Annotated in this window: 8 protein-coding genes and 1 riboswitch; of the genes, 4 read left to right on the top strand and 4 right to left on the bottom strand. The window is 55.9% G+C overall.

Annotated elements, in window-relative coordinates:
• Nucleotides 1–113 precede the first annotated feature (113 nt).
• From IE102_RS06600 to IE102_RS06590, 3 genes are all read left to right on the top strand, one after another.
• Nucleotides 114–1,034 (top strand): AEC family transporter, encoded by a 921-nt coding sequence (locus tag IE102_RS06600; protein WP_189485609.1) that lies wholly within the window; start codon nucleotides 114–116, stop codon nucleotides 1,032–1,034.
• Nucleotides 1,035–1,045: 11 nt separating this feature from the next.
• Entirely contained in the window at nucleotides 1,046–1,336 is a 291-nt protein-coding gene (locus tag IE102_RS06595; RefSeq protein ID WP_189485608.1) for a Dabb family protein, read from the top strand.
• A 39-nt stretch (nucleotides 1,337–1,375) separates the two neighbouring features.
• A riboswitch (yybP-ykoY riboswitch) is annotated at nucleotides 1,376–1,462 on the top strand.
• Between the two features lie 104 nt (nucleotides 1,463–1,566).
• Entirely contained in the window at nucleotides 1,567–2,145 is a 579-nt protein-coding gene (locus IE102_RS06590; protein ID WP_189485607.1) for a TMEM165/GDT1 family protein, read from the top strand.
• Here IE102_RS06590 and IE102_RS06585 read toward each other — a convergent pair.
• The 4 genes from IE102_RS06585 to dnaG form a co-directional block, all read right to left on the bottom strand.
• Entirely contained in the window at nucleotides 2,134–2,922 is a 789-nt protein-coding gene (locus tag IE102_RS06585) for a glucose 1-dehydrogenase (protein WP_189485606.1), read from the bottom strand. The two genes, IE102_RS06590 and IE102_RS06585, sit on opposite strands and share 12 nt — an antisense overlap.
• On the bottom strand, nucleotides 2,910–3,416 hold the full coding sequence (locus IE102_RS06580) for a hypothetical protein (RefSeq protein ID WP_189485605.1): 507 nt from the start codon (nucleotides 3,414–3,416) through the stop codon (nucleotides 2,910–2,912). Before IE102_RS06580 ends, IE102_RS06585 begins: the two co-directional genes overlap by 13 nt.
• A 317-nt stretch (nucleotides 3,417–3,733) precedes the next feature.
• Nucleotides 3,734–5,839 carry an RNA polymerase sigma factor RpoD gene (rpoD, locus tag IE102_RS06575; protein WP_189485604.1) on the bottom strand — a complete coding sequence of 702 codons (2,106 nt, stop codon included), beginning with the start codon at nucleotides 5,837–5,839 and terminating at the stop codon, nucleotides 3,734–3,736.
• Between the two features lie 104 nt (nucleotides 5,840–5,943).
• Nucleotides 5,944–7,860, bottom strand: coding sequence for a DNA primase (gene dnaG, locus IE102_RS06570; protein ID WP_189485603.1), 1,917 nt, complete (start codon nucleotides 7,858–7,860; stop codon nucleotides 5,944–5,946).
• 222 nt (nucleotides 7,861–8,082) lie between these two features.
• Here dnaG and IE102_RS06565 point away from each other — a divergent pair, with 222 nt between their 5' ends.
• Complete coding sequence (locus IE102_RS06565) at nucleotides 8,083–13,083, top strand: Calx-beta domain-containing protein (protein ID WP_189485602.1); 5,001 nt, start codon at nucleotides 8,083–8,085, stop codon at nucleotides 13,081–13,083.
• The last annotated feature ends 201 nt before the right edge of the window (nucleotides 13,084–13,284 follow it).

Here is a 13,284-nt window from a genome sequence, read left to right as displayed (position 1 = left end):
GCCCCTCATGTGAAGCTTAAGCCTTTCACTGAAACGCCAATCCGGCAAGTTTTTTTGCCGCGCGACACTACGCACACTTTACCTGACAGCGTGCGTGGTTTACGCCAAATCCCATGTTTGAAACCGTCGCGCGCGTCCTGATCTTTTTCAGCCTGATCGGGCTGGGCGCGCTGCTGGTCAAGACCAAGCGCCTGACCGCGCACGGTCTTGATGGCTTATCGGCCTATTTCTACTGGCTGGGCTTTCCGGCGTTTCTGCTGTCCTACTTCTCGCAGATGACCCGGCCCGATGCCCACACCGCCTTGATGATCCTGACCTATGCCGGGGCCATGATGGTGTGCGCAGGCGTTAGCGTCATCACCCTGACCGCCCTCAAATCCCAGCGCACCGAAGCCGTCGGTGCGGGCATGGCCAGCTTTATCAATAATTCGGCGTTCCTCGGCATCCCCATCGCCACCAGCCTGTTCGGGCAGGCGGCGGGCCAGATCGGGGCACTGATCGTCGCGGTCGATTTCCTTTTGTTGTTTTGTCTGGGATGCGCGGCGCTGGCGTGGTCATCAGGACACCGTATCCGCTCGGCGCTGAAACGCACCGCCATGAACCCGACCATCATCGCCAGCGCCGTGGGGTTGGTGCTCATGCTGTTTCATGTGCGCTTTCCGCCGGTGTTTCAGACCGGGCTTGATATGCTGGGGCGGTCCGGCCCGCCGGTGGCGTTAGTGGCGCTGGGCGGGATGCTGGCCATGATGCCGGCCAAGACCCTGTTCGGGTTTGAGAAATCATCAGCCGTGGCCGTGGCCGCCAAGATCGTCCTCGCCCCCGCCGTTGTGGCCGTGGCGCTGTGGGCCGTGAACGCTGAGCCGCTCATTTTCAAAACCGGCGTCCTTCTGGCGGCCACACCCACCGCAGTCAGCGTATTCATTCAGACCAAAATCTATGGCACATGGTATGAAAATGCCGCCATCGCCATCTCCCAAAGCACGGCCATCAGCCTGTTTACCCTCAGCGCCATAGCGCTAATTTTAACGCATTAAGGAGCCCATCCATGATCAAGCACATCGTCATGTGGAAACTGAAAGACGACAACAAGGCCGAAAACGCCGCCAAGGTGAAAGAGGTTTTGGAAGGCCTTGCGGGCAAGATCGACGGCCTGACCTTGATCGAGGTCGGCATTGATTTTTCGGCGACCAATGTGTCGGGTGATGTCGTGCTCTATTCGGAATTCACCTCGCGCGCAGCCCTTGACGCCTATCAGGTGCACCCCGCCCATCAGGAAGCCGCCGCCTTTGTGCGCTCGGTCGTGGCTGATCGGCTGATGGTCGATTACGAAATCTGATGTTGACTAAAGGCGCCTTATCCTCGATAAGGCCCGCATCCTTTAGGGGAGTAACCGCGCGGTTTTAATCGCGGATAACGTCAACACACTTGCCGGGTATCGGCATGGCGTTATCACTCCGGAGTTTCCGGTGCAGGTGAGACCTAACGATCCGCTGACGGCCATATGTGATTGGCCGCCGTCAGAAGATCGTTATGTCTTAAGACCGGCCGGTCACGCGGAAACCCTGAATGCCTCCCTTTTTTGAACCGTTCCTCCACTCCACCACCCTCGTAGCGCTGAGCGAAATTGGCGATAAGACTCAGCTTCTGGCGCTGATTCTGGCCGCACGGTATCAAAAACCTGCCCCGATTATTTTCGGCATCTTTGTCGCCACCCTGATCAACCATGCCTTTGCGGCCTGGGTCGGTACCTTTGTCGGCGGGTTGGGTATTGAGGCCTATATGCCCTGGCTGGTCGCCATTGCCTTTATTGGCTTGGGTTTATGGATTTTGGTGCCCGACAAAATCGAAGAGGGCGAAGGCGAAATCAAAAAAGACTACGGCCCGTTCGTCACCACCACCATCATGTTCTTTCTGGCTGAAATGGGCGACAAGACCCAGATCGCCACCGTGGCCTTGGGCGCTCAGTATGACAATCTGATCGCCGTGGTGTTCGGCACGACCCTGGGCATGATGCTCGCCAATGTACCCGCCGTATTCTTCGGCGATAAGGTGCTGAAAGTCGTGCCGATGCAGTATATCCGCTGGGCCGCGTCAGTGATGTTTGTGGGCTTTGGTGTGTGGCAAGTGGTGGAATTACTCCGGTGACGCCGACGACCCGGCCAGTATCCCGCCGTCGATATTAAACTCCGACCCGGTGATATAGGTCGCCTCATCCGATGCCAAAAGAAGCACCAGGGCGGCCACTTCCTCCGGCCGCCCGAACCGGTGCAAAGGTGTCGCGGCCCTCATCTTGTCGGGATTGCCCTTTTTGACGATCTCATCCCACATGGCGGTCTGGATCGCCGCCGGATGAACCGAGTTGCAGCGGATATTCAGGTTCTGCTCGGCGCAATATAGCGCCACGGTTTTCGAGTGATTGCGCACCGCCGCTTTTGAGGCCGCGTAGGCCGCCTGATGCGGAATCCCGACCAGTCCTGACCGCGATGACATATTGATGATCGACCCGTTTGAGCCCGTTTCCCTCATCACCCGAATGGCGTGCTTGCAGCCCAAAAACGTGCCGTCCAGATTGACGTGCATGACCTTGCGCCAGTCTTCCAGCGCCGTATGTTCCGGGTCGTGAGGCCTGCCGCTACCGCCCTCATTGCCGGTAATCCCGGCATTGTTGACGAGGATATTGAGTCCGCCGAACTTGGCAGCGATGATATCGGTGACATTGATCCACTCGGATTCCAGCGCCACATCCAGGTGCATGTAGGATGCCTGATCGCCAAGTTCAGCCGCCAGCGCCTCGCCCACTTTCGGGTCGATGTCGGAGATGATGACCGTCGCCCCTTCCGCCACAAAGGCCCGCACGATGGCCTCACCGATCCCGCTGGCTCCGCCGGTGACAAGGGCGATTTTGTTGGTTAGGCGTGGCATGGTGTGGCTCCTGTAGAATAGTTCAGCAACATTCCATCTAACTTGCGAGGAGTAATTAATTGCCCAATTTCTTGTTCTTTAGCATCTCTGAACTTAATGCAGCGTAGAAAAAAATTAGCATAACTAACATCACAATCTAAATAATCGAAATTAAGCTTATTAAATGACTTTTTGCCACTCTTCACTTCTTTACTAAGTGCCCGAACTGCAATCTGATCATAAATAAACACAGATTTAGGAGCATGAAAGTGAAGATATTTCGACGCCAATGAACGCTTATCTAAGTTAGTAAATTTCTTGAAAATCTGCGTAACTACAGCATGGTATCGGCAAATTTCATGAGCGTTATCAAAAGACGGTCTATTAATTTCAGATAATTTCGAAATCATCTGATCGATATCCGAGACAATCAGAGCTTCCACAAGGCTATCAATATTAAAATCTTTCCCAGCTTTACGCTCAATTGCAGCAGAATAGGCTCGGCCAATCAGCAATATCTTACCTTTAATTGTATCTACATATTTGTGAGAAGGCCTCTCTCTGCACATTCTGTAAAGTACTTCATTCCCCAGCCTGAGTAATCTTCCGCGTATTCCATTATGCCCCCTTTAGCTACAATGAGCTTACATTAGATTGACACACTTGTCCCCAACTTCTGGGGCGTGGGGTCTGTGACCCCACAAACCTTCAAACCAAAAAGAAAGGCCCCATCTTTGAGATGGAGCCTTTCTTTTTGAGTACAAAAGACTTGGGGCGCATTTTAGCGCGCTAACGCTTCGCTCCTTGAGCGCGGGGCCCCAAACCCCGTAACTTAACTGTCGAGGAACGACCGCAGCTTCCGCGACCGGCTTGGGTGCTTAAGCTTGCGCAGCGCCTTGGCCTCGATCTGGCGGATACGTTCACGAGTAACCGAGAACTGCTGGCCGACCTCTTCCAAGGTATGATCAGTGTTCATCCCGATCCCAAAGCGCATCCGCAGGACACGTTCTTCACGCGGCGTCAGTGACGCAAGCACGCGGGTTGTCGTTTCGCGCAGGTTCGACTGGATCGCCGCATCAATCGGCAGGATCGCGTTCTTGTCCTCAATGAAGTCCCCAAGGTGCGAATCCTCTTCGTCCCCGATCGGGGTCTCAAGGCTGATCGGCTCCTTAGCGATTTTTAAGACCTTACGCACCTTCTCCAGCGGCATGGCCAGCTTTTCAGCCAGTTCTTCCGGCGTCGGCTCGCGACCGATTTCATGCAGCATCTGACGTGAGGTGCGCACGATCTTATTGATCGTTTCGATCATGTGGACCGGAATACGGATGGTACGGGCCTGATCGGCGATCGAGCGCGTAATCGCCTGACGTATCCACCAGGTCGCATAGGTCGAGAACTTATAACCGCGGCGATATTCAAACTTATCGACCGCCTTCATCAGGCCGATATTGCCTTCCTGAATCAGGTCAAGGAACTGCAAGCCACGGTTGGTATATTTCTTGGCAATCGAGATCACGAGGCGCAGGTTGGCTTCGACCATTTCAGTCTTGGCCTGACGGGCTTCGCGCTCACCCTTTTGCACGGTCTGCACGATGCGGCGGTAATCATCAACCGCCACGCCCATATCGGTCGCCAACTGGATCACATCGCCGCGAATACGGGCAATGGCATTACCTTCGTTGTCGATGAACTTTTGCCAGCGCACGCCCATGTCACGCACTTTTTCGGCCCATTGCGGGTCAAGCTCACGGCCATAATAGGTCTGCAGAAACTCGGTGCGCGAAATGCCGTAGGAATCCGCCATCCGCAGCAAACGCCCCTCTAAGCCCATCAGGCGCTTATTGATCGCATAAAGCTGCTCGACCAGCGCTTCGATCCGCTGATTGTTGAGCTTCAACGTCTTAAGGTGACGGGTGATGGTCGCGGTCACTTCGTCATAGGCGGCGCGGTCTTTGGGATCGAGCGGCAGGCCCTCAAGCTTGGCCGTCAGCATCTTTTCCTGCGTCCGGCGATAGGTCTCAAACTCACCGGCAATGGCGTCCAGCGTTTCCATCACGCCGTCGCGCAGTTCCGATTCCATGGCAGAAACCGTAGGCCCCGCGCCATCATCGAAGTCATCTTCGTCTTCTTCTTCGACGACTTCGGGCTTTTTCTCTTCTTCGTCCATCGGGACGTAGTCATCGTCGTCATCGTCGTCGCCGGATTTCGGGGCCTTAGCCTCTACGGGTTTGGCTTCGACAATCTCTTTAACGGGTTCAGGCGCCTTAACCGGCTCGGGTGCCTTGATGACCGGCGCAGGCGTCGCTTTGAGGGCAATCACGCCATCATCCGCGACCTCTTCCTCCTCGTCGGAACCATCGAGCACACCCGGCGGCGGACCATCCGGGGTATTGCCGCCGTAGGTGCCTTCGAGGTCGATGATTTCACGCAGCAGAATACGGCCGGAACCCAGTTCTTCGCGCCACACCATAATGGCTTCGAACGTCAGGGCCGATTCACAAAGCCCGCGGATCATGGTGTCACGACCGGCTTCGATCCGCTTAGCGATGGCGATTTCGCCTTCGCGCGACAACAACTCAACCGAGCCCATTTCGCGCAGGTACATGCGCACAGGATCATCCGTACGATCATAGGCCGAGGTCTTGGCGGTCTCAACCACCGCACCGGCATCTTCGCGCACAACGACTTCGCCGCCCTCAGCGGCGTCTTCTTCCGAATCGACCACGTTCACGCCCATCTCGGTGAGCATGGCCAGGGTGTCTTCGATTTGTTCTGACGTAAATTCTTCCGAAGGCAGAACCTTATTCAGTTCATCCATCGTCACATAGCCGCGGACTTTCGCCTGCTTGATGAACTTTTTAACCCCGGCATCGGTTAGGTCGAGCAAGGGGCCGTCGGAAGGCGTATCGGCTTCGGGTTTGTCCGTAGCTTGGCTCATAAAAATTTCATCTCCGCCGTGACGTCGAAAACCTTCCGACCCCACACCATTTTCCAAAGGAATCTCAAGAACTTGGTCAGAAAAATCTTGTTAAGGTGTTAACCTTAAGAAGGTTTATCGACGTCGTCCGCCCAAATTTGTCCGCTCATGAGACTTCGCCGCAGGGCATCACGCTCAGTTTTAAGACGCATATATGTCTCAGTGCCTACTTTTGTTAAAAGTTCTCCTGAGCCAGCCTTAAACTCGCGATCCAACGCCGTCAAACGCGCTTGCGCATTTAACGTTCGTAACCAGCGGGCATGAGCATTAGCGAGAGATATGTCCGGTGCGAGGAATGGCGCGCCTGATCTGAAGGCCGCCGTCTGTACTTCGCTTAACAATGCTCCAAGTCCTGACTTTTGCAGATGGCGGTTTAAGGCCGCTCTGTCAAGGCCCCCATCGCTCATATCGTGCATAAAACTGAGTGACACCAAAGTCTTTGCCAGTTTTTCCAGTTCCTCATCGCCAAAACCATAGGATTCCAGCACCTCCACCACATCGCCCAGCCAGTCGGGATGCTCGATTATACCTTGCGCCAAGGCTGAGGCCATCGGATCAAGCGAGCGCGATAGTTTCTGAGACGCCGCCAGCCCCTCCTGCGTGGCCTGAATCGGCGGCTCCATATATTTGCCGCCCTTGCGGAACGGCGCTTTAGGCTGCCACGGTGTCCGCGCCGGTGCCGCAGTCCGCTTAGGCGCAAGCAGCGCGTCCAGCCGCTCCAGCAAATCCTGCCGGTAGCTGTCGGCCAGATCCTTGTCTTCAATCTGGGCCGCCAAAGCCCGCAGGCGTTTTTTCAAACCGGCCTTTTTTTCCGGTGTATCCAGCGGCTCAACCTCGGCCTCCCGCCGGAACAGCACCTCAACAAACGGCTGGGTGACCGTCAGCGCTTCTCGCAAGGCCAAAGCCCCCTTTTCGCGCAGCATATCGTCCGGGTCCTGACCGTTCGGCAGGTAGCAGACCTTAAACGACCGGCCGGACTTGAGTTTGGGAAGGGCGCGATCCAGCGCCCGTGACGCCGCGCGCATCCCGGCCTTATCGCCGTCAAAACACAGGGTCGGCTCATTATGCCTGCGCCACAATATGTCGATCTGTTCTTCGGTCAGGGCCGTCCCCAGCGGGGCAACCGCCGGGACATGGGCGCGCTGGCAGGCGATCACGTCCATATAGCCTTCGACCACCACCAGATCACTGGCATAGTCCTTGGTCTGGTTGGCCCCCATGATTTTGAGCGCCCCCGGCAGGCCGTACAGCATCTGGCCCTTATGGAACAAAGGCGTTTCCGGCCCGTTGAGGTATTTGGCCTTCTCATCGGGATTAAGTGCGCGCCCACCGAAGGAGACGATCTTTGAGCGCTGATCCTCGATCGGAAACATCAGCCGGTCGCGGAAACGGTCATAAGGCGCCCCGCCGCCTTCGACCGAAATCAGCAGCCCACATTCGACCAGATCAGCCACCTTGGCGCCCTTTTGCACCAGCGCGTCTTTGAGCGCCGTGCGATCCTTGGGCGAATAGCCGAGGCCAAAATGATGGATATCCTCATCCGACAGGCCGCGTTTTTTGAGGTAGTCACGAGCGGCCTGAGCGTGCGGATTTTTGTCGTGCAGCCGCGCCGCAAACCACTTACCCGCCAGCTCCATCCAGTCGGTCAGGGACTGCTTTTTCTGCTCCTGAGCGGCCGCTTGCGGGGTTTGCACCGGCATGGACATACCGGCCTGGAGCGCCAGTTTTTCAACCGACTCCATGAAACTTAGGCGCTCGGTCTCCTGAATGAAGGAGATAATGTCGCCGTGCTTGCCTGATGAGAAGTCATGGTAAAACCCCTTCTCATCGTTGACATAAAATGACGGGGTTTTCTCCTTGGAAAATGGCGACAGCCCCACCCATTCGCGGCCATTTTTGCGCAACTTGACGCTCTTGCCTATGACCTCCGACGGCCGCAGACGGGTTTTTAGCTCTTCAAGGAAATGATCATCGAAACGCACGGCCTATATATAGCCACAAACGTGCGTGTCGAGGCGCTTTTTTCTAACACCCCACAGCGTTTTACGCCAAGGGAAATCCCCGGCCTCACCACTCAGAGCTGTTGCCCAATAGATACATCCCGCAGCCATAACGCTCTGTGATCACGGCGCACATTTACTTAAAAGTTAAAATATCGTTAAAATTTATGGATTTTTTATTTCATATTCCAAGGGGGAAATTCTATGGCTGAGATTATTGTATCAACGGTCGCGATCACTGAGGCTTCAGATTCCACAGTTACCGTGACGCTTAGTGAAGCCTCTTTGGCTGCGGTTACCGTTAAATATCGTGTGGTAACGGGCGCCAACCTTGGCACCTACGGCGACAGCGAATTAAACTATTGGGCCAATACGGCGACTATATACACCTTAACTTTCGCACCCGGTGAAACCGTCAAGACTTTTAACATTGGCGGCTACAGCGAAACCACCGACGAGGTTGATGAGTTTTTCACCATTGAGCTCTTTGACCCAACCAATGCCGAATTTGCAGGCGGTGCGACGGTGCTTCGCACCATGGGCATCAAGCTTGATAACGATGGCGCGGGTGTAAACACGGCCGTCTTTGTCGGCTCACCGATCATCACCGAGGGCGACAACGGCTCTAAAATGGCCGTCTTCGAGGTCAGACTGTCGCAAGCTTTCGGATCGACCACGACTATGGCCTATACGACCATTAATGGCACGGCTCAGGCCGGCTCCGACTACACAGCTACCTCCGGCACATTGTCTTTTTCGGCTGGCCAAACGGTCGCCTATGTCAGCGTCCCGGTTTCTGGCGATACCGCTATCGAAGCCGCCGAAACGTTCCTGCTCAAGGTCACCCCGCCGGCAGGCGCACCGTCAACCCTGGGCACCGTTGGCGAAGCGATCATCATCAATAATGACACCCTTCAGGCCCGACCTTCCGTTTCCATAGATTCGGGCACAAGCTCAGAAGCCGAAAACACCGTAGTGACCGTCAGGCTTGATGAAGCTTCACTCGCTACAGTTACCATCAAATATCGCGTGGTAACGGGTTCAAACCTTGGCACCTATGGCGACGGAGAACTGAATTACTGGGCGAATACGGCGACGATATACACTCTGACTTTTGCACCGGGCGAAACGGTCAAGACGATTGCTATCGGTGGCTATAATGAAAGCACCGACGAAGTTGATGAGTTTTTTACCGTCGAACTGTTTGACCCGAACAATGCCGAATTTGCCGGTGGAGCCCCCGTTCTGCGCGCCATGGGCATCAAGCTTGATAATGATGGCGCCGGTGTAAACACGGCCGTCTTTGTCGGCTCGCCCGTCATTACCGAAGGCGACAGCGGCTCTAAAATGGCCATATTCGAGGTCAGACTGTCTCAGCCCTTAGATGTCGCCACCACAATGGCCTATACGACGGCAAATGGCACCGCCATAGCCGGATCGGACTATACTGCCACTTCCGGCACACTGTCGTTTGCGGCAGGTCAAACCGTGGCTTATGTCAGCGTCCCCGTCTCTGGCGACAACGCCATCGAAGCCGCCGAGACCTTCCTGCTTAAGGTCACGCCGCCCGCCAACGCACCGTCAACGCTCGGCACGGTCGGCGAAGCCACTATTATCAACGATGATACAACCCAGGCCAGACCCTCGATTTCTATTGACTCAGGCACAAGCTCAGAAGCTGAAAACACCGTATTTACCATCAGGTTGGACGAAGCCTCGCTCGCCACAGTCACTGTCAAATACCGCGTAGTCACCGGTGCCAATCTTGGCACCTATGGCGATGGTGAGCTGAATTACTGGGCCAATACGTCCAATATCTACACCCTCACCTTTGCTCCCGGTGAAACCGTCAAGACGATTGCCGTGGGCGGTTATAACGAAAGTACCGACGAGGTTGATGAGTTTTTCACCGTCGAACTGTTCGATCCGACTAACGCTGAATTTGCCGGTGGCGCCACGGTCTTGCGCGATATGGGCATTAAGCTTGATAACGACGGCGTCGGTGTAAATGCCGCTGTATTCGTAGGATCGCCCGTCATTACCGAAGGCGATAATGGCAGCAAGATAGCCGTATTCGAAGTCAGGCTGTCTCAGCCTTTGGATGTTGCCACCACAATGGCCTATACCACAGTCGACGGCACCGCTTTGGCCGGTTCAGACTATACGGCCACCTCCGGCACACTTTCCTTTGCCGCCGGACAGACCGTAGCCTACGTCAGCGTTTCCGTCTCCGGCGATACCGCTATTGAAGCCGCGGAGACTTTCTTACTTAAGGTCACGCCGCCGGCCAATGCCCCCTCAACCCTGGGCACGGTCGGCGAAGCCATCATCATTAATGACGACACGGCTCAGGCACGGCCCTCAATTTCCATTGATGATGGAACCAGCACGGAGTCTGAGAATTCCGTATTCACGGTAAGGCTTGACGAAGCTTCACTTAGCACCGTTACGGTAAAATACCGTGTGATTAACGGGGCGACCCTGGGAACAAATAGTGACGGAGAATTAAACTACTGGGTAGACACAGGAACCATCTACACCCTGACCTTTGCCCCCGGCGAAACCGTTAAAACCATTGCCATTGGCGGTTATGGTGATAGCCTCGATGAGGTTGACGAATTTTTCACCGTCGAACTATTCGATCCGACCAATGCTGAATTTGCTGGTGGCGCCACAGTCTTGCGCGATATGGGCGTCAAGCTTGATGATGACGGCGTCGAAGTCAATGCCGCCGTCTTAGTCGGCTCCCCCATCATCACCGAAGGCGACAGCGGTTCAAAAATGGCCGTCTTCGAGGTCAGACTGTCTCAGCCCCTGACGGCGGCGGTCACTATGGCCTATACGACCATGGACGGCACGGCTCAGGCCGGATCGGACTATACCGCCACCTCCGGCACCCTGTCGTTTGCGGCTGGCCAAACCGTCGCCTATGTCAGCGTCCCGGTTTCTGGCGATACCGCCATTGAAGCCGCTGAGACCTTCCTGCTTAAGGTAACCCCACCCGCAAACGCGCCTTCAACGCTTGGCACCGTGGGCGAAGCCACCATCGTTAACGACGACACCACCTCCGGCTTGCCGTCGATATCTGTTGACACGACCTACACCACCGAAGGCGGTAATGCCGTTTTCGCCGTCAGTCTTAGCCGGCCATCAACCTCAGCCGTCACCGTAAAATATATGTGGGAGACCACTGGCGGCCTCGGAACGGCGGCCGCCAGTGGCGACGTCTATGTCCGCGCGGGCACTATTACGTTCGCCCCCGGCGAAACCACCAAGCTGGTGCTGGTCGATACATATTCTGACTCTACTGACGAAATCGACGAAGCCTTTACGTTTGAGCTGTTCGATCCCGTCAATGCCGAACTGGCCAATGCCGCGCCGATCTTAATAACGTCAGCCGTTATTCTTGATAATGACGGCGTAGGCGATAACCGCGCCTTTTATGGCACCGGCATGGTGATCAATGAATCCGGCCTGAATGGCAACGTCATGGTCTTCACGGTCGAGCTAAGCCGGCCTGCGGATTACACCATTACCGCCAACTATACGACCCGCGATGGCACGGCGCTGGCCGGAGCCGATTACACCACGACCTCCGGCACCATCACCTTTGTTGCCGGTCAGACCAAAGCCATCATCCGCGTCCCTCTGCTCACTGATAATCTCCAGGAATCTGCGGAATCCTTCTTCCTTGATGTGACGCCGGTAACCGTTGGCATTGGGCCGTCTACACTGAACATACTCGCCGCCATCTACGATAATGACATCGTGGGCACGGATAATGGCGAAACGCTCAACGGTAGCAATTCGGACGATTTCATTTCTGGCCTCGGCGGCAATGATACGATCTACGCCAAGGACGGCAACGACCTGGTCTATGGCGGCGCGGGCGACGACACCATCATTGGCGGCTTTGGGAATGATGCGCTGTACGGCCAGGACGGTGTCGACACAATTTTCGGCGAATTCGGCAACGATACTATTGTCGGCGGCAATGGCGACGACATCGCGTTCGGGCAAGATGGCAACGACACCCTGTTCGGCGAGGACGGCCACGACACCCTGTCCGGCGGCAATGGCAACGATACCATCTATGGGCAGGCAGGCTATGACACGCTGGTCGGTGAAGACGGTAACGATACGCTCTACGGCTCAATCGGCCTTGACCGGCTCATTGGTGGCTTCGGCAATGACACGCTTTATGGCGAAAACGATGCAGATACCCTGTTCGGCGAATTCGGCGACGACACCCTGATCGGCGGTCACGGAGATGACGGGCTGTACGGTCAGGACGGTAACGATACCCTGTTCGGGGAAATCGGTAACGACAACCTGAATGGCGGCGCCGGCAACGACTCCCTTTATGGTCAGGACGGCAACGATATCCTCGAAGGGGGCACCGGCGTTGACTATATGGTTGGCGGCACAGGTAATGACACCCTCTATGGTCAGGATGGCGACGATAAGCTGTTCGGCGAAACCGGCAACGACACTCTGGTTGGCGGCACGGGTCATGACACCATGTATGGCCAGGATGGCACTGACACCCTGTTCGGTGAAGTCGGCAACGACACGCTCTATGGCGGCAACGACAACGATACGCTTTATGGGCAGGATGGTGACGACACCCTGATCGGTGAACTGGGTGACGACACCCTGGTCGGCGGCAGCGGCAATGATACCCTGCGCGGCGTCGAAGGCGTGGACACCTTGTTTGGCGAAGCAGGCAACGATACTCTGATCGGGGGCATAGGGAATGACCGCCTGTACGGACAGGACAACGAAGATACCCTGTTTGGGGAGGCCGGACAGGATACGATCGACGGCGGCGCGGGCGGTGACTTCATCATCGGCGGCGCGGACGCTGATAACCTGACTGGCGGTCTGGGCTCAGATAATTTCTACTACGATAGCCGCGTAGGCGCTGCCGACTTCATCTACGATTTTGACCGCGCGCAGGGAGATAAGTTTGTCCTGAGTGGCGGCGCCTTTAGCGCACCCGCAGGCTTTCAATTAACTCAGGGCGTTGGCTTTGTTTCGGGCGCCGGTGCCGTACCGGTAGCCGCAACGGCAACCTTCTATTTTGACACGTCCACTAAGGCCTTGTGGTTTGACGCTGATGGCACCGGAGCGCAGGGCGGCAATGTTATCGCCTTCCTGCTTAACACCCCGACGCTCACCGCTTCGGACTTCATATTCGTTTAAACTTCACATGAGGCGGCGGAGCACAGGCTCCGCCGTTTTTTATTTAAAGCCCTCTTGTAAGACGCAAAACCCTCCCCAAATCTAATAGCGAAGGTGCCGATGACGGGCCTTCTTCGGATCACGCCGTTGCCCATCATGGGGACGAAACCGGATCTGAGCCTTCACTGAAACCCTTTGCGGACTAATAGTTTCCCGCTGAGG

It is taken from the genome of Asticcacaulis endophyticus, from assembly GCF_014652575.1.
In the GTDB taxonomy this organism is placed as follows: domain Bacteria; phylum Pseudomonadota; class Alphaproteobacteria; order Caulobacterales; family Caulobacteraceae; genus Asticcacaulis; species Asticcacaulis endophyticus.
The sequence above is the reverse complement of the archived record's forward strand: the minus strand, read 5'-3'. Positions and strand labels throughout refer to the sequence as shown.